The sequence below is a fragment of the Duganella sp. AC237 genome (assembly GCF_979254035.1).
The window spans coordinates 2,419,697-2,436,225 of record NZ_CEEDEW010000003.1; the positions used below are offsets into that span (position 1 = coordinate 2,419,697).

At 65.5% G+C, this 16,529-nt stretch carries 15 protein-coding genes; 2 read left to right on the top strand and 13 right to left on the bottom strand.

Annotated features, from left to right (window positions below; genetic code table 11):
- Positions 1 to 91: 91 nt before the first annotated feature.
- From AC0IYS_RS11145 to AC0IYS_RS11165, 5 genes are all read right to left on the bottom strand, one after another.
- Positions 92 to 1,324, bottom strand: coding sequence for a malic enzyme-like NAD(P)-binding protein (locus AC0IYS_RS11145; RefSeq protein ID WP_471705200.1), 1,233 nt, complete (start codon positions 1,322 to 1,324; stop codon positions 92 to 94).
- A 90-nt stretch (positions 1,325 to 1,414) separates the two neighbouring features.
- On the bottom strand, positions 1,415 to 2,710 hold the full coding sequence (locus AC0IYS_RS11150; RefSeq protein WP_471705201.1) for a Glu/Leu/Phe/Val family dehydrogenase: 1,296 nt from the start codon (positions 2,708 to 2,710) through the stop codon (positions 1,415 to 1,417).
- Between the two features lie 152 nt (positions 2,711 to 2,862).
- Complete coding sequence (locus tag AC0IYS_RS11155) at positions 2,863 to 3,825, bottom strand: LysR family transcriptional regulator (RefSeq protein ID WP_471705202.1); 963 nt, start codon at positions 3,823 to 3,825, stop codon at positions 2,863 to 2,865.
- Between the two features lie 19 nt (positions 3,826 to 3,844).
- Positions 3,845 to 5,206, bottom strand: a complete 1,362-nt coding sequence (locus tag AC0IYS_RS11160) for an MFS transporter (RefSeq protein ID WP_471705203.1) — start codon at positions 5,204 to 5,206, stop codon at positions 3,845 to 3,847.
- A 9-nt stretch (positions 5,207 to 5,215) separates the two neighbouring features.
- Positions 5,216 to 5,692, bottom strand: a complete 477-nt coding sequence (locus tag AC0IYS_RS11165) for a MarR family winged helix-turn-helix transcriptional regulator (RefSeq protein ID WP_471705204.1) — start codon at positions 5,690 to 5,692, stop codon at positions 5,216 to 5,218.
- 270 nt (positions 5,693 to 5,962) lie between these two features.
- On the opposite strand from AC0IYS_RS11165, the gene AC0IYS_RS11170 reads away from it, so the two are divergent.
- Both AC0IYS_RS11170 and AC0IYS_RS11175 read left to right on the top strand, forming a co-directional pair.
- Entirely contained in the window at positions 5,963 to 7,168 is a 1,206-nt protein-coding gene (locus AC0IYS_RS11170; protein WP_471705205.1) for a cation:proton antiporter, read from the top strand.
- 12 nt (positions 7,169 to 7,180) lie between these two features.
- The gene (locus AC0IYS_RS11175) at positions 7,181 to 7,429 is read left to right on the top strand and encodes a DUF3297 family protein (RefSeq protein ID WP_090320741.1); all 249 of its coding nucleotides are present in this window, start codon (positions 7,181 to 7,183) and stop codon (positions 7,427 to 7,429) included.
- Between the two features lie 60 nt (positions 7,430 to 7,489).
- Here AC0IYS_RS11175 and AC0IYS_RS11180 read toward each other — a convergent pair whose 3' ends face one another.
- The 8 genes from AC0IYS_RS11180 to fabI all read right to left on the bottom strand — a co-directional run bounded on the left by AC0IYS_RS11180 (position 7,490) and on the right by fabI (position 16,276).
- Positions 7,490 to 7,681: a hypothetical protein gene (locus AC0IYS_RS11180; RefSeq protein ID WP_143068017.1), complete on the bottom strand. Its 192-nt coding sequence runs from the start codon at positions 7,679 to 7,681 to the stop codon at positions 7,490 to 7,492.
- Positions 7,682 to 7,788: 107 nt separating this feature from the next.
- Positions 7,789 to 9,021, bottom strand: coding sequence for an MFS transporter (locus AC0IYS_RS11185; protein WP_471705206.1), 1,233 nt, complete (start codon positions 9,019 to 9,021; stop codon positions 7,789 to 7,791).
- 2 nt (positions 9,022 to 9,023) lie between these two features.
- Positions 9,024 to 9,353: a hypothetical protein gene (locus tag AC0IYS_RS11190; RefSeq protein WP_471705207.1), complete on the bottom strand. Its 330-nt coding sequence runs from the start codon at positions 9,351 to 9,353 to the stop codon at positions 9,024 to 9,026.
- A gap of 13 nt (positions 9,354 to 9,366) precedes the next feature.
- Positions 9,367 to 9,924 (bottom strand): RNA polymerase sigma factor, encoded by a 558-nt coding sequence (locus AC0IYS_RS11195; protein ID WP_471705208.1) that lies wholly within the window; start codon positions 9,922 to 9,924, stop codon positions 9,367 to 9,369.
- Between the two features lie 70 nt (positions 9,925 to 9,994).
- A complete protein-coding gene (locus AC0IYS_RS11200) occupies positions 9,995 to 11,572 on the bottom strand; it encodes a retropepsin-like aspartic protease (RefSeq protein WP_471705209.1) in 1,578 nt (525 codons plus the stop codon).
- Between the two features lie 225 nt (positions 11,573 to 11,797).
- Entirely contained in the window at positions 11,798 to 13,198 is a 1,401-nt protein-coding gene (locus tag AC0IYS_RS11205) for a DEAD/DEAH box helicase (protein WP_471705210.1), read from the bottom strand.
- Positions 13,199 to 13,596: 398 nt separating this feature from the next.
- Positions 13,597 to 15,243: a methyl-accepting chemotaxis protein gene (locus AC0IYS_RS11210; RefSeq protein ID WP_471705211.1), complete on the bottom strand. Its 1,647-nt coding sequence runs from the start codon at positions 15,241 to 15,243 to the stop codon at positions 13,597 to 13,599.
- A gap of 241 nt (positions 15,244 to 15,484) precedes the next feature.
- Positions 15,485 to 16,276: an enoyl-ACP reductase FabI gene (gene fabI, locus AC0IYS_RS11215; protein ID WP_471705212.1), complete on the bottom strand. Its 792-nt coding sequence runs from the start codon at positions 16,274 to 16,276 to the stop codon at positions 15,485 to 15,487.
- Between the last annotated feature and the right edge of the window lie 253 nt (positions 16,277 to 16,529).

Sequence of the window (16,529 nt, forward strand, 5' to 3'; positions counted from 1 at the left end):
CAAAGCCAGGCGGGGACTCGGCGTCCCCGTCGTACCCAACAGGGTACGACCCCAGCGTCCGGGGTGCGGGTTCAGGTACTTCGATAGTCGCTTAGATCAGTGATTCGGCCAGGTCGGCCAGGTCGTTGGCGTAGTCGATCTCGATCAGCTCTTTACGCGCCACGCCGCTGCGGTAGGCGGCGGTGGCGATCTTCGGCGTGACGCCGCGCAGCAGGCGTGGGTCCAGCAAGCCAGGTACCACGTAGTCCTTGCCGAAGCGCGCGTCGGCGCGCGCCATGTCGGCCAGCGCCACCACGCAGGCGCGCTTCATCTCCTGGTTGATCGTCGAGGCGCCGCAGTCGAGCGCCGCGCGGAACAGATACGGGAAGCACAGCGCGTTGTTGATCTGGTTCGGATAGTCCGAGCGGCCGGTGGCGATGATGGCGTCGGGCGCCACTTCGCGCACCAGTTCCGGACGCAGTTCCGGCTCCGGATTGGCCAGCGTGAAGACGATCGGGTGCGCATTCATGCGCGTGATGTCGGCTTGCGATAGCACGCCCGGGCCGGAGACGCCCAGGAAGACGTCGGCGCCTTCCATCACGTCCGACAGTCTGGTGGCGGTGGTGTCCTGCGCCCACGCCGCTTTTTCGCCGTCCAGCGCGCGCACGGTGGTCAGCACGCCCTTGCTGTCGCAGACGAAGATGTTGTGCTTTTGCGCGCCCAGGTCGACCAGCAGGTCAAGACAGGCGATGGCCGCCGCGCCGGCGCCGGAGCAGACGATTTTCACGGTGGCGATGTCGCGGCCCGTCATTTCGATCGCGTTGAGCATCCCGGCGCCGACGACGATGGCGGTGCCGTGCTGGTCGTCATGGAAAACCGGAATCGACAGGCGCTCGCGCAGCTTGCGCTCGATGTAGAAGCATTCCGGCGCCTTGATGTCTTCGAGGTTGATGCCGCCGAAGGTCGGGTGCAGCGCGGCGATGATCTCGACCAGCTTGTCCGGGTCGGTCTCGTCGATCTCGATGTCGAAGGCGTCGATGCCGGCGAATTTTTTGAACAGAACCACTTTACCTTCCATCACCGGCTTGCCGGCGAGCGCGCCGATGTTGCCCAGGCCGAGCACCGCGGTGCCGTTGGTGATGACGCCCACCAGGTTGCCCTTTGCGGTGTACTCGTAGGCCTTGGCCGGCTCGCGCTGGATTTCCACGCAGGGGGCGGCGACGCCGGGCGAATACGCCAGCGCCAGGTCTTCCTGGGTGCCGACGCTCTTGGTTACTTCGATGGCGATCTTGCCGGCCTTGCCGGCGCGGTGGTAGGCCAGTGCTTTCTGTTCGATGGTGCTCATGTTGTCCTTATTTTTGGTGACGCTCTATATGCGAAAAACGCCCGCACGGGCCAAGGCCGGTGCAGGCGCAAATTGCTGGGATTCGTTACATCATGGGTACAGGCCGCGGACCTCGCGGGCTTGCAGCACGCGCGTGCACGCCAAAATGAAGGTGGCGGTGCGCAGCGTAACCTTCTTCTCTTGTGACACGGACCACACGGCGTTGAACGCCTCCTGCATGATGCGCGTCAGGCGGGCATTGATTTCGTCCTCGCTCCAGAAGAAGCTGGAAAAATCCTGCACCCATTCAAAGTATGACACAGTTACGCCGCCGGCGTTCGCCAGCACGTCCGGCACGATCAGCACGTCCTTGTCGGTCAGGATGTCGTCCGCTTCCGGCGTGGTCGGGCCGTTGGCGCCTTCCAGGATGATTTTGGTGCGGATGCGCTGCGCGTTGTCGGCCGTGATCTGCTGTTCCAGCGCGGCCGGGATCAGGATCTCGGTTTCGATGTCCCAGAAGGCGTCGCGGTCGAGGAAGGCCTCGGCGCCGGCGAAACCGGTGACGCTGCCGCATTCGGCCACGTGGTGGTGCAGGCGGGCGATATCGAGGCCGCCCAGGTGCACCACGGTGCCGGTGTGATCCTGCACGGCGACGACCTTGGCGCCGGCGTCGGCGAACATGGTGGCCGCCACGCCACCGACGTTGCCGAAGCCCTGGATGGCGACGCGGGCGCCTTCGATGGCGACGCCGCGCTTGATGGCCGCTTCCCGGCCGACCACGAACACGCCGCGGCCCGTCGCTTCGCGCCGGCCCAGCGAGCCGCCCAGCGAGATCGGTTTGCCGGTGACGACGCCGGTCGACAGGTTACCTTCGATCATGGCGTAGGAGTCCATCATCCATGCCATCACCTGTTCGTTGGTGTTGACGTCGGGCGCCGGGATGTCCTTGTTCGGTCCGATGATCAGGCTGATTTCGCTGGTGTAGCGGCGCGTCAGGCGTTGCAGCTCGCCGCGCGAGAGGGTCTTCGGGTCGACCCGGATGCCGCCTTTGGCGCCGCCGTACGGCACGTTGACCGCCGCGTTTTTGACCGTCATCCACGCCGACAGGGCCATCACTTCCGACAAGGTCACGTCCTGGTGGAAGCGCACGCCGCCCTTGCCCGGACCGCGCGACATGTTGTGCTGCACGCGGTAGCCTTCGTAGTGGGCGATCGAGCCGTCATCGCGCTCGATCGGCACGTCGACGGTGAGGATGCGCTTCGGGCGCTTGAGCGTTTCGACCCAGCGCGACAGGCTGCCCAGGTGGGGCGTGACGCGGTCGATCTGCTGCAGGTAGACGCCCCATGGACCCAGATCTTCCGGGTTGAGGTAGGAAGGCAGTGCGTGCTGTTGGTGTGCGGTGGTCATGCTCGGGCTCCGTTGGATTTTGTTTTGATGAGCGCTGCTTTTGGCGGCGATCAGTGCGACGAATCATAGGGCGGAGCCGTTCGAACGGGCCAATGCTGTATGCGCATTCGACTATGCGTTTCATGCATAGTTATTAAAAAATAATCAAAACCTCAACGCTCCGAGACGGCGATGCGGTGTTTGCGGCCGCTGTCGTTGTGCTGCCGTTCGAGGAAATCCCATAGCCGTTCGACGATGGCCTTGCCGCGCCGCTGCGGCGAGGGCCGCTCGCGATACAGGCGGATTTCCATTTCGATTTCCCACTCCGCGCTGTCGTTGTCGGCGCGCGCGAGCAGCTTTTGTTTGAGCTCGCGCGTGACGGCCGATTCGGGCAGGAAGGCGATGCCGCTGCCTTCGAGCGCCATCATCTTGAGGCCTTCGGCCATATCGGTTTCGTAGTGCGGCACCAGGTGGAGCGGGGTCTTGGCGTCGCCCAGGATCAGCTCCACCATGCGGCCAAGGTAGGCGTTGTTGGTGTACGATAAAAACGGCAGCGGGGCTTTTTTCGTGCCCGGCAAGGTGAAGGCGGGCACCTTGTTCTTGTCGCAGCGCGCGTAGGGGCGCAGCGATTCGCGGCCCAGCACCAGCATGTCGTAGCGGCCCGGGTCGAGCTGCACCGGCTGACGCGGATGGTGGTAGCACAGCAGCAGGTCGCAGCCGCCTTCGACCAGCTGCAGCACGGCGTTGTGCACGTTGAGCGCCATCAGGCGGCTGCTGATCGGCGCGAAGTCGCGGCCCAGCGCCGTGAGCCATTTGGGCACGAACGTCAGCGACAAGGTGTGCGGCACGGCCAGGTCGATGCTGGTCTGCGCGGCGGCGCGCTTGGAGCGCAGCATGTCGCGCGCGCCGTTGATCTGCGCGAGCATCTCGAGCGCCTGCTCGTAGAACACGGTGCCGGCCGGCGTCAGGCGGGTGGGGTAGGAGGTGCGGTCGACCAGGTCGGTGCCGAGCCAGTTCTCCAGCGACTGGATGCGGCGCGAGAAGGCCGGCTGCGTGACGTGGCGCAGCGCCGCCGAGCGGCTGAAGTTATTGGTCTCGACCAGGGAGATGAAGTCTTCCAGCCATTTGGTTTCCATTCGGGGTATCCCTTATTGCTTACTGCGGAGTCGACGTGATGCGGCGCATCGGCGTGCACACATACGCCAGCGCCGCGCACAGCACCAGTATCATGCCACCGCCGGCGAACAATTGCGACAGCGGGATCATCGTCAGCAGCCAGCCGGTGGCGCCGGCCGACAGCGGCGCGAGGCCCATGAAAATGAACATGAAGATGCTCATGGCGCGGCCCATCATATGCCCCGGCACGCGGCGCTGGATCCACGTGAAGACGTTGATCTGCATGAAGCCGGCCAGCACGCCGATGGCCAGCATCAGCAGCGCCGCCTGCCATACCGCGTCGACCGCGCCGAGCGGCATCACGAGCAGGCCGACGGCGCCGTCGATCAGCAGGATCAGGGTGCCGAAGGTGGCGAAGCGCAGGCGCGCGCCGCCCATGGCCGCCGCGCCCATGCCGAGCAGGGTGCCGGCGCCGTGCACGCCCATGAGCAGGCCAAGAGTGGCGGCGCCGTGCAGCGCGGCCGACAGCACCGGCAGCGCCACCTGCATGGTGCCGCCGATGAACAGCGAGATGGCGCCCCAGTAGATGAAGCAGGTGCGCAGCGGGACGTCGCGCCACACCATCGCCAGGCCGGCGCCGACGGCGCGCAGCACCGAGGCCGGCGCCTGCTCCGATGGCGGCGCGTCCAGCAGGCGCACTTTCGACAAGGTCCATGCCGATACCAGGAAGCTGAGGCAATCGAGGCCGAACGCCAGCGCCAGGCCGCGCGCGTCGGCCACCATCGGGCCGGCGCCGTGGCCTTGGACGTGGCCCTGGCCTTGGTCCGCGCCAATCGCCAGCAGGCCCGCCGCGATCAGGGGACCGATCAGCATCGACAGCTGGCGCAATCCCATCAGCATGCCGTTGGCCGCCTGCAGCTGCTCCGGCGCGATCGCCAGCGGCATGATCGAAGTGCCCGACGGGATGCCGAACGCCTGCGCCAGGCCGATGCCGAAGGCCAGTGCGTAGATGACCATCAAGGTCAGATGCGGCGTCATGACGACGGTGAGCGAGACCGCTGCGCCCACGTCCAAGGTGTGCGCGGGCTGGTGGTCGAGCACCAGCAAGGTGAGGACGGCGAGCAGCGCGGCGTTGGCGTACTTGCTGAGCATGAGCACGCGCTTGGGCGAGTGGCGGTCGACCAGCGCGCCGCCGACGAGGATGAAGACCGCGCGCGGAATGCTCATCAGCGCGATGACGAGGCCCAGCGCCACGGTGTCGCCGGTCAGCCTGAACACCAGCCAGGGCAGCGCGATCATCGTCAACTGGTCGCCCAGCATGGAGATCACGCCGCCGCGCAGCAGCCATTGGAAGTTGGGGTCGCGCATCAGCGCGGCACGCGGCGGGATCGGTTCGGACATCGTGAGCTCTTAAGAGTTGGAGGCGTTCATGCCGGCGATCAGGCCGAGCGCCTCGCTAAGGGCGTCGAATTGTTCGCGCGGGCAGTTGCGCAGCAAGTCTTTGCTGATCTGTTCGGCGACGACGACGGCGTTGTTGAGCAGTTCGCGGCCGGTGGCGGTGATGGCGGCGTAGGCGACGCGGGCGTCGCGCGGGTCTTGCTGGCGTTCGACCAGGCCGATTTTTTCCAGCGGCAGCAGGGTGCGGGTGACGCCGGACGCGGTCAGTCCCTGGCGTTCGGCCAGGTCGACCCGGCGCAGGCGGCCGCCGGGCGCGCGGTTCAGGTAGTGCAGCAGCATGAAGTCGCCGAAGCTGATGCCGTGGTAGCCGCCCAGCACCTGGTCAAGGCGGCGCACCAGGGTGGCTTGGGCGCGCGCCAGGCGCAGCGCGAACTCCAGGCTGGGGCTGACGGCGGCCGGGGCGGGCAGGTCGTTATCGGGATTGTCCATAATACATCCTTTAATTGTTGATTTATGCTTGATCGATAGTTGATTACGCAAGTATATACGTCTGCCGATGGAAAGCAAGCGCCGTTGTGGCGTTTACGACACGTTGCCCACGGAGTTGTTCCGGACTACACGGGCACGCGGCGCCCGGATGATGAAAAGATTAACTTGGCAGCGCTTCCATCGCCGCTTTGGCCATACAATATTGCCTAAAGTTATGGCTGGGCACGGCAGCATGGCTTTTACTCAAACTACAATAAGCAGGGGACATTTATGCATATGGGGACCACCGAGATCTTTTTGATCGCGATGTTAATTATCTTTAGCGTGCCGTATCTGATCTGGCGCTTCGGCCGCACCGACTACTACGCGCCGCTGGTGGTGGTGCAGATCATCACCGGCATCTTGCTCGGCCCGGGCATCATGGGCCGCGCCTATCCGGAATACTACAGTTTCGTCTTCAATCCGCAGGTGGTGCAGTCGCTCAACGGCATCGCCTGGTGGGCGGTGATGATCTTCGTGATGATCGCCGGCATCGAGCTCGATTTGCGAAAAGCCTGGGAGCACCGGCGCGAGAGCACCATCACGGCCGGCCTGGCGCTGGGCATGCCGCTGGTGTTCGGCTGCGTGGCCGCGCTCGGCATGCTCGGCTACGCCGGCTGGGTCGGACCGAAGGCGCAGGACTGGCAGTTCGTGCTCGGCGTGGGCATGGCGTGCGCCGTCACCGCGTTGCCGATCCTGATCCTGCTGATGGAAAAGCTGGAAATCCTGCGTCAGCCGATCGGCCAGCGCATCCTGCGCTACGCCAGCCTGGACGACATCGCCATCTGGGGCGTGCTGGCCGTGATCCTGCTCGACTGGGACCGGGTGGGGCGCCAGGCCGGCTTCCTGCTGGTGTTCGCGCTCACGACCAAGCTGTTCCGGGCGATGATGGTGCGGCTCGAGGAGCGCGACCGCTGGTACATCGCGTTCATCTGGCTGGCCGTGTGCGCCTTCGCGGCCGACTGGGCCGGCCTGCACTACATGGTCGGCGCCTTCCTGGCCGGCGCGGTCATGGATACGGACTGGTTCAACCAGGAGAAAATGGACTTCCTGCGCGCCAACGTGCTGATGGCCGTGATGCCGGTGTTCTTCCTCAGCACCGGCCTGCGCACCAACTGGGAGGTGGGCGGCTCGGCCGTGTTCGTGGCGGCGGCGGTGCTGCTGGCGGCGTCGGTCAGCGGCAAGCTGGCCGGGGTCCATCTGGCCGGGAAAATCCTCAAGTGGGGGCCGGGCGAGGCGTCGATCATCGGCTGGCTGCTGCAGACCAAGGCCTTGATCATGATCATCTTCGTCAACATCCTGCTCGACAAGGGCATCATCACCAACGGCACCTTCACGGCGCTGCTGTTGATGGCCATCGGCAGCACCATGCTGACGGTGCCGGTGGTGTATCCGAAATTGCAGCGCGTGGCGCAGCTGATCTTCAAAACCAGCTGATATAATGGCGCCATGAACGATACTACTCAACTCCCTCCGCTGCCCGATCGCCTGTCGATCGATCCGCGCAGCCCGCACCATGTCGCCGCCGTGTTCGAACACGACGTCGGCATCCGTTTCAACGACAAAGAGCGTCTGGACGTCGACGAATATTGCATCAGCGAAGGCTGGATCAAGGTTCCGGCCGGCAAAAGCCTGGACCGCAAGGGCAATCCGATGCTGATCAAGCTCAAAGGCAAGGTCGAAGCGTTTTACCGTTAATCGTTAATTCCACCGCTCTGAAAACAGCAAGGCCGCCTGGGTGCTCCCGGCGGCCTTTGTTTATTGCGGGCGGTGTTCGCTGCGCAGCTTGTCGAGCATCTGCAGCGTCGCCGGCACCAGGTTCATGATGCCGTGGTAGGCGCAGTACTCGCAAAATGCCTCTTCGGGGCTCATCGCGTTGATGCTGTTGTCGGAGTGTCCGCGGCGGCGCAGCGCCCGCAAACAGGCCGCGTCCATATTTCTGGCGTTCATGCAATTGCTCCCTTTGAGATGATTATCACTCCAGCCATTATAGTGTGAAAATAGTGCCTTGTGGCAACTATGTTGGATATTCTTAATGAGCTGGAGTTTGGTCAATATTAGGGACGCGCCAACATTTGACGCTGCAACTGCCACACCAGCCCCAGCGCCACCAGCGAGGTGGCCACGACCACGTAGCCGACCACGTCGAAGTGCTGCAGCTTGCCGTTCGGCGCCTGGGTCACGATGTGGCCGGCCACGACCGAGGCGATGCCGCCCGACAGTTGCTGCAGCGAGGCGCTGATGGCATTGAACGAGCCCCGTTGCGTTGCCGGCGGCACGGAGGCGGCCATCGCCTGGAACGGGATCATGCGCGAGAAGATGCCGACGAACATCAGGGCGTTGACCGCCACCAGCGCCCACATGGGAATGGTGCCCAGGTGGGTGTAGACCACCACCATCAGCATCGACAGCGCGGTGCCGAACACGAACACGGGGAACTTGCCGCGTTTGTCGGCGGCCCGGCCGATCAGCGGGCCGGCGAAGATGGTGCACACGCCGGTGATCAGGTAGACCGTGGGCAAGTGGTGCATGTCGATGCCGAGGTTGTTGACGATGTAGGCGCTGCTGAAGGGCATCAGCATGAAGCCGCCGGTGGTCAAGAGGGCGGTGATGGAAAAGGCCAGCAGGTGGCGCGGCACCGTCACCGTGCGGTACAGGTGGACCCACGGGCTGTGCTGCTGCGGCTGGTCGAGGTGGGCGTTGACCGGCTGCATTTTCCACGCGACCAGCAGGCCGCCGGCCAGGCCGAACGCGGCCATGGCGAGGAAGGGCACGTGCCAGTTCCATTGGTTCGACAAATAAATGCCGATCGGGATCCCGAGCACCTGGCTGGCGGCGAAGGCGGTCTGGATCAGGCCCATGACGCGGCCGCGCATCTGCGGCGGGAACAGGTCGGTCGAGATGGCCAGCACGATGGAGCCGATGACGCCGCCGAACAGGCCGGTGACCACGCGCGCGGCCAGCAGGCTCTCGAAGCTTTGCGCCAGCCCGCACCAGACGGTGCCGAGGATGAAGCCGGTATAGAAGAACAGCAGCAGTTTCTTGCGGTCGTAGCGGTCGGCGAAACCGGCCGTCAGCAGGCCGGAGGCGCCGGCGCTGAAGGCGTAGGCCGACACCACCAGGCCGAACTCCATCGGCCCGATATTCAGGGCCGGCATGATGACCGCGCCCAGCGGCGACATCAGCATGAAGTCGAGGATCACCGCGAACTGCAGGAAGGCCAGCATCGCGACGACGATTTTTTGGTACGGGGTGAAATTCGCCGCGACGGCGGCGTTGGTTTTCGTCATGTTTATTCCTTGATGTTTTCTTTCGTCCACTCCCGGCCGGGGCCCCAGAAGCGGCCTTTATGGGCGGCACGGAACTGTTCGCGTTCCTCCGGCGTCATCGCCTGCCAGCGCTGCCAGCGTTGCGCGCCGCCGTCGTGATGGTGGCGGCCGCCGAAGCCGCCGACCAGGATACGGCACAGTACCAGCAGTCCGAGCGCGCGCCAATAGTCCAGCGGCGTACTGCCGGCGAACAGATGGGGCACGATCCAGTTCCACAGCAGCATGACGATCCAGCCCAGCAGCGCCAGGATCACCAGCATCTTGGGGATGAGCAGCAGTTTGTATTTGATCATTTCAACTCTCCTTTCATTCGTTGTACAGGTCCTGCAGCCGCGCGCGCAGGTGCAGCACGGCGTAGCGTTTGCGCGCCAGCAGGGTGTTGACGGACACGCCGCTTTGCAGCGCCATCTCCTTGAAGCTCAGCCCGTCAAGCTCGTGGGCGATGAAGACGTCGCGTTGGTTGGGCGGCAGTTCTTCCAGCGCCGCCTGCAATTGTTCCAGCAGCATGGCGCGGTGGTAGGCGTGTTCGGGGCCGGCGTCGGCCGACGGCAGCAGCAGGTCGAGCCGGTAGGCTTCGCCATCCTCGTCGACCATGTCGTCCAGCGGCACCTCCTTCTTCTTGCGGAAGCGGTCGATGATGCGGTTGCGGGCGACGCGGTACAGCCAGGCGCTGACCTGCTCGATCGGCTCGGGCAGGCGGTGGGCCTGGGTGAATTCGTAAAAGACGTCTTGCAGGATGTCTTCGGCGTCGGTCTGGTCGGCCACCCGGCGGCGGATGAAGCTGCCCAGCTTGGAGCGCTCGCGCAACACCGTCGCGGTGATGGCTTGGTCCTGGTCGGCGGTGGTGGGGGATGGCGGCTGCATGGTAGTGTAGACGGCCCGCCGTCGCGGATATTGTGTGAACGATACAAATTGTTGCCTGCTGGGCTGCGAACTACTCGGCCGACACCGCCTTATTCGGTTCGATATACACCTTGCCGCCCTGATAGTCGAACAGGATGTTCAGCTGCCGCAAAATGCCGTTGCTGATGTTGCCGGCAAGGGTGGGGCTGTTCAGCGTGCCGCCGCCCCGGGTCGGCAGTTCCAGGGTCGGGTCGACGATTTGCACGCCGCCCATCTCGAACAGCTTGCCGCGCGTCTTCAGCACCTGGGTGGTGCCGCCGATGACTTGCGCGGTCTGCACCGTGTCGCCCGCGCGGTATTTTTCCACCAAGCCGTAGCGCTCGACGAACGGCTTGCTCATCGTCAGCGAAAAATCACTGCCGGTGTCGATGGTGAACTTGCCCGGCAGGCCGTCGAGCACGGCTTCGATCTGCGGCGTCTTGTCGTGGAACGACAGCGGCGTGGCGGCGGCCGCGCCCCGATAGACAAAGCTGTTCGGGTCGTGGAAGGTCAGCTGGCGCGCGGCGTAGTCGATCAACGTCGGGGTCAGCCACAGCCACTCGTAGCCGATGGTGCCGTCGATCGGCAGGTTGTCGAGCGTCGGACTGGTGAAGAAGGCCTGCCGGTCCACGGTCAGGCCGGCCATGCCGATTTGCTGCACCGTGGTCAGCACACCGCGCTCGGTCTGCTGGCCGAGGCCCGACAGCACGGCCACGCCTTGGGCGGGCAGGCGCAGGCGCCGGTACAGTTTGTCGCTGATGACGTTGCGGGCGCCGGTGTCGAGGATGAATTTGAACGGACCCTGTCCATTCAAGGTCAGCATCACGCAAATGTGCGCTTCGCACGGCTCGAACGGCACCGTCACCGCCGGCCGCTGGGCCGAAAAGCCCTGCATGACGGCCGGCTGCGGCAAGGAGAAGTCCATTTGCGCGGCGGGGCGGTTGAGCACGATGGTGGACACGCGCAGCGTTTCCTCGTCGGCCGCATCCTTGGCGTCGCGGATGCTTTCCTCGAAGGGCAGGGTGACCGCCCCCACACGGCGGAAATCGCGGTAGTCGATGGTGAAGGTTTTGCCGTCGACCACCTCCTGGCGGCGCTCGATGCGGTGGGTCTCGTCGTTGATCCAGTAATCGAAGGCGATGCCCGACGCGAGCTCGACGCGCACAACCGCGTAGTCGACGCCGGCGTGGCGGCGCGGCGCCTTCAGTTCCAGCCGGCGCGCCTTGCCGCCGCGCGCGAACCACCAGGCGTACGACTGGCGTCCCAGATGCAGCTCGGGATCGCGCGCCGCGCCTTCCTGTTTTTCCAGCTTGCCCATGCGCTGGCGCCAGAAGTTCTGGCCGTCCGAGCGCGACATCAGGCGCGCCACCGCCGACGTGGGGATGCGCTGCGCATAGCGGCCGCTGGTGAAGTCGATGTCGCTGCTGCCGGCCTCGTCGTGGTCGAGGTAGGTGCGCACGAACTGCGTATGCTGGGTCTTGACCTGCCGCCAGGCGTTGCCGCCGACCGCCTCGCGCGCCTGGGCGAGAAGCGCCGCCGCGCCCTCGGCCGCGACGGTCTGGAAGCCGGCGATGGCCAGGCAGAGGCCGGCGGCGAAGCGGATCACGACGCTGGCGCTGATCACGCGCATGGTGCGGAGGCTGCGGAGGGTGCGGAGGCGGCTGGTAAGCTGGCGAACTAGCAAAAATGAATCCTTGGTTTGGCGTCACCGGCGCCAAGCGCGCCGCTGCAAACAGCCATGTTAGCTGAAAAGCCATGCGCCGCGCCAGCCATCCGGCGCCCGGACGCAAAAGCGGCCACCAGATCGCTCTGGTGGCCGCCTTTATTGGTCGCTACGCGAAGCTAACGAGGACGATTAACGGTCGCCGTAGCTGCGGCGGGCGCCGTCGGTGCTGCGCGGGTTGCTGCCCTTGTAGCCGCCGCCGGTGCTGCCTTCCTTGCGCGGAGCGCTCGGCTTGCTGAACGTGCGCTGGCCCGGCTTGGCCGCGGTGCGGTTGTCGCCCGGCTTCCAGCCGCCTGGACGCGAGGTCGAACGGGCCGCCGAGGCGGTCTTCTTCGGCTCGTAGCCTTCGATGACGTTGACCGGGATCAGCTGCTTGGTGAAACGCTCGATGCGCTTGACGTTCATGCCTTCGGCGTGGTTCACCAGCGAGATCGCCAGGCCGTTGCGGCCGGCGCGGCCGGTGCGGCCGATGCGGTGGACGTAGTCCTCAGGGAACTTCGGCAGGTCGTAGTTGAACACGTGCGTGATCGTCGGCACGTCGATGCCGCGGGCGGCGACGTCGGTGGCGATCAGGATCTTGACCTGGCCGCGGCGCAGGCTGTCCAGGGTGCGGTTGCGGGCGCCCTGGTGCATGTCGCCATGCAGCGCGGCGGCCGAGAAGCCGGCGATGTTCAGACGGTCGGCGATGGTGTCGGCGTCGCGCTTGGTGGCGGTAAACACCACGGCCTGGTCGAGCGAGTCGTCGCGCAGCAGGTGGTCCAGCAGGCGGTTCTTGTGCGACAGGTCGTCGACGAAGTGCACGCGCTGGGTGATGTTTTCATGCTTGTTGGCGGCGCTGAGCACCTGGATCACTTGCGGATCCTTGGTGATGCGGCGCGCCATGTTGCCGACGACGCCGTCGAGCGTGGCCGAGAACAGCATGGTTTGACGGGTCGACGGCGTCGCGTCGACGATTTTTTCGATGTCGTCGATGAAACCCATGTCCAGCATGCGGTCGGCTTCGTCGAGCACCAGGATTTCCAGCTGCGAGAAGTCGATCTTGCCCGATTCCATGTGGTCGATCAGACGGCCGGGGGTGGCGACCAGGATCTCGGGATTCTTGGCCAGCAATTGCATCTGTTTCGGGTAAGGCATACCGCCCAGGATCGACACGGCCTTCAAACGGCGCAGGTTGACACTGTACTTGTCGGTATTGGAGGTCACTTGCAGGGCCAGTTCGCGGGTTGGGGTCAACACCAGCATTTTTGGCTGTGCGGCTTTGAAACGGGGACGCTCGCCACGGGCGCGGGCGGCCTGCATTTCTTGATTGGGAGTCTTGCCGGCGGCGGCCGGGTCGATCTCGGACAAACGGTGCAGCGACGGCAGCATAAATGCGGCGGTCTTGCCGGAACCGGTTTGCGAGGAAACCAACAAGTCCTTGCCTGCGATGGCGGCAGGAATGGCCTGCTGCTGAACCGGGGTCGGCGCGGTGTAGCCGGCGTCGGTCAGGGCTTTGATGATGGACGTGTTGAGACCTAGTGCTTCAAATGTCATGCTGTTCTTTCGTAAAAAACCTGCGCCCGTGCAAACGCCGAACGCGAAATAGCAACGCCTACCAAAACGAAATGACTCAATCAAAATCGAAAGAAATTTCGGCACAAAAGCTTTGCGCCGGGACGGTGTCAGGTGCGACACCAAAGGCGGGAGGGCTTCATAAGCGACATCAGGAAGATGCGCTAAGGCTTGCGTAGCTGCTAGTAATACCTGGCTGATCAATCGGCGCCGCTGGTTATCGCGGCGCGCTCACTGCAGCGCACAGGCGACACTATACAGTAGTTTCGCCCCGCCTGTACAGTTAATTGCCCGTTTGCGTGTGCGCCGCAGCAAAACCGCTCCGGGGTCAGGTCCACCATTTCTACACGGACCCGGCCGTAGGCGGCGCCGGCGGTGTTTTAGTGCAGAGCTTGTGTAGAAAAAGTGGACCTGACCCCGGAGTTGTCGCCGGCGTTGCCGGGCGGCGCCAGCGACGGGGTAAGCGAGAATACGCCAACCACGCGCGCCAGGTGGCTGGCCTGCTCGTGCAGCAGGGCGGCGGCCGCGCCGGCCTGTTCGACCAGCGCGGCGTTTTGCTGCGTGGCCTGGTCCATGCCGCCGACGGCCGCGCCGATGCGGGCGATGCCGTCGGTCTGCTCGCCGCTGGCGGTGGCGATCTGGCCCATGATGTCGGTCACCCGCGCCACGCTGGCGACGATCTCGGTCATCGTCGCGCCGGCCCGGTCGACCAGCGCGGCGCCGGTGTCGACCTGCTCGACCGATTCCTCGATCAAGCCCTTGATCTCGCGCGCGGCCGCCGCGCTGCGCTGGGCCAGGTTGCGCACCTCGCCGGCGACCACGGCGAAGCCGCGCCCCTGCTCGCCGGCGCGCGCCGCCTCCACCGCCGCGTTCAGGGCCAGGATGTTGGTCTGGAAGGCGATGCCGTCGATCACGCCGATGATGTCGGCGATGCGCCGCGAGGCGCGGTTGATCGCGCCCATCGTGTCGACCACCTGGGTGACGACGGCGCCGCCCTGCGCCGCCACGTCCGAGGCCGACAGCGCCAGCGCGTTGGCGCGGCGGGCGTTGTCGGCGTTGCGCTGGACCGCGCCGTTGAGCGCGCCGATGGCCTCGGTGGTGGCTTCGAGCGAGCTGCTTTGCTGCGCCGTGCGGGTCGACAGGTCCTCGTTGCCGGCGGCGATCTGGCCGGATGCCGAGGCCACCGCGTCGGTGCCGGTGCGCACCTGGGTGACGATGCTGCCGAGCTGGTCGCGCATGTCGCGCATCGCGTGCAACAGGCTGGCCTGGTCGCCGGCGGCCAGCTGGACGTCGACGGCCAGGTCGCCGGCGGCGATGCGGCGGGCGATGCCGGCCGCCAGCGCCGGCTCGCCGCCGAGCTGGCGGCGCAAGCCGCGCATGATCAGGTTGGCGGCGGCCACGCTGGCGGCCAGCGCGGCGGCCAGGATGAGCGCGCACTGCCACTGCGCGGCGGCGATGCGTTCGCGCGCGGCCGCCTCGTCGAGGGTGGACTGGGCGGTGGCCAGCTGGACCACCTGGTCGATGACCTTGCGGTGCGTCTCGTACAGGCCGGCCAGGCGCTTGAGCGCGGCCGCCGCGCCGTCCTGGTCGCCCCTGGCCAGCGCCGGGACGAAGGTGTCGAAGGCGGTGGCGTAAAAGGCCAGCGCCGGCGCGTGGGCCTGCTCCAGCATCAGCGGTCCCATCTGCCCGGGCAGTGTCTGGCCTTGCCAGTAGGTGTGGCGGGTATCGTAGTCGGCCTTGAGCGCGCGCAGGCGCTGGGCCAGCGCCTCGCGCGCCGCCGGGGCGCCGTCAGCCTGGCCGAGGTTGGCCATCTGCAGGCACACCAGATAGGATTCGATGATGTATTCGGGCGGCGGCAGGATGTCGGCGATCAAATCCTTGCTCTGCACGATGCGCTGGTAGATCGGGCCGTTGACCTGGATCTCGTTGAGGGCCTTGAACGACCACGCGCCGTAGACGGCGAAGCCGGCCACGAAGCAGCCGATGAGGATGAGAAAACGCGTCCTGACGTTGACCTGGTCGAGCATGGTGTTCCCCGTGATCCCGGGCCGCTTGTGGCCGCGCCGGTTCTGTGAAAATGGATGAATTGTTCTGGTGGGAAAGACAATAGCAACAAACGGCCGCGAACCATAGCAGCTTGCATCCTGATTGCATCAATTGTTGCGCGATGACATCTAAATGTTGTCGGAAACGTTAACGGCGGCGGGCTGCGGACGTGAAAACGCCCCGCATGCGGGGCGTTCGGTGGCGGGGGGGCTGCGGGAAGGGTTACAGGTAATCTTCCGCGTTCAGGCCCATCACGTGCGAGAAGCCGCCGTCGACGTAGGTGATCTCGCCGGTGATGCCCGAGGCCAAGTCCGACAGCATGAAGGCGGCGGTGTTGCCCACTTCCTCGATGGTGACGTTGCGGCGCAGCGGCGCGTGCGACGAGGCGAAGCCGAGCAGCTTGCCGAAGTCCTTGATGCCGGACGCGGCCAAGGTCTTGATCGGGCCGGCCGAAATGCCGTTGGCGCGGATGCCGTGCTTGCCCAGGTTCTCGGCCAGGTAGCGCACCGACGCCTCCAGCGACGCCTTGGCCAGGCCCATGGTGTTGTAGTACGGAATGGCGCGCACGGCGCCCAGGTACGACAGGGTCAGCAGCGACGAGCCTTCCTTGAGCAGCGGCAGCGCCGCCTTGGCCATGGCCGGGAAGCTGTAGGCCGAGATGTCGTGGGCGATGCGGAAGTTCTCGCGCGTCAGGCCGTCGAGGAAGTCGCCGGCGATCGCCTCGCGCGGGGCGAAGCCGATTGCGTGCACCAGGCCGTCGAGCTGCGGCCAGTGCTGGCCCAGGTCGGCGAACACGGCGGCGATCTGCTCGTCGCTCGAGACGTCGCAGTCGAATACCAGGGTGCTGTCGAATTCGGCGGCGAACTCGGTGATGCGGTCTTTAAAACGTTCGCCGACGTAGGTGAACGCCAGTTCGGCGCCCTCGCGGTGGCAAGCCTTGGCGATGCCGTAGGCGATGGAACGGTTCGACAGCAAACCGGTGATGAGGATTTTTTTGCCTTGCAAGAACGCCATGTTGACTCCGATTGCGACTGCGCGCCGGCGCCGGCTCGGACAGCGGGCGGGACGACGTCAGTAGGGGTTGTTTTTAGGGTGTGAGGCCGTTCGCCTGCCACGCAAGTGCGAGATTGTAGGACGAGTGCGCCGCGACTGCAACCTTTGATCGCCGCCGCCCGAAACCCGCAGGACCGTGCGGGGGCTCGGCGCCCCCGTCGACCCCTGGGGGTACGACCCCTATGTGGCGAAGCCGGCATCGCGGTGAATGCTG

Bases quoted from the DNA above. Each gene is read 5' to 3' on its own strand.
- AC0IYS_RS11145 (WP_471705200.1), bottom strand. From the start codon at position 1,324: ATGAGCACCATCGAACAGAAAGCACTGGCCTACCACCGCGCCGGCAAG.
- AC0IYS_RS11150 (WP_471705201.1), bottom strand. From the start codon at position 2,710: ATGACCACCGCACACCAACAGCACGCACTGCCTTCCTACCTCAACCCG.
- AC0IYS_RS11155 (WP_471705202.1), bottom strand. From the start codon at position 3,825: ATGGAAACCAAATGGCTGGAAGACTTCATCTCCCTGGTCGAGACCAAT.
- AC0IYS_RS11160 (WP_471705203.1), bottom strand. From the start codon at position 5,206: ATGTCCGAACCGATCCCGCCGCGTGCCGCGCTGATGCGCGACCCCAAC.
- AC0IYS_RS11165 (WP_471705204.1), bottom strand. From the start codon at position 5,692: ATGGACAATCCCGATAACGACCTGCCCGCCCCGGCCGCCGTCAGCCCC.
- AC0IYS_RS11170 (WP_471705205.1), top strand. From the start codon at position 5,963: ATGCATATGGGGACCACCGAGATCTTTTTGATCGCGATGTTAATTATC.
- AC0IYS_RS11175 (WP_090320741.1), top strand. From the start codon at position 7,181: ATGAACGATACTACTCAACTCCCTCCGCTGCCCGATCGCCTGTCGATC.
- AC0IYS_RS11180 (WP_143068017.1), bottom strand. From the start codon at position 7,681: ATGAACGCCAGAAATATGGACGCGGCCTGTTTGCGGGCGCTGCGCCGC.
- AC0IYS_RS11185 (WP_471705206.1), bottom strand. From the start codon at position 9,021: ATGACGAAAACCAACGCCGCCGTCGCGGCGAATTTCACCCCGTACCAA.
- AC0IYS_RS11190 (WP_471705207.1), bottom strand. From the start codon at position 9,353: ATGATCAAATACAAACTGCTGCTCATCCCCAAGATGCTGGTGATCCTG.
- AC0IYS_RS11195 (WP_471705208.1), bottom strand. From the start codon at position 9,924: ATGCAGCCGCCATCCCCCACCACCGCCGACCAGGACCAAGCCATCACC.
- AC0IYS_RS11200 (WP_471705209.1), bottom strand. From the start codon at position 11,572: ATGCGCGTGATCAGCGCCAGCGTCGTGATCCGCTTCGCCGCCGGCCTC.
- AC0IYS_RS11205 (WP_471705210.1), bottom strand. From the start codon at position 13,198: ATGACATTTGAAGCACTAGGTCTCAACACGTCCATCATCAAAGCCCTG.
- AC0IYS_RS11210 (WP_471705211.1), bottom strand. From the start codon at position 15,243: ATGCTCGACCAGGTCAACGTCAGGACGCGTTTTCTCATCCTCATCGGC.
- fabI (WP_471705212.1), bottom strand. From the start codon at position 16,276: ATGGCGTTCTTGCAAGGCAAAAAAATCCTCATCACCGGTTTGCTGTCG.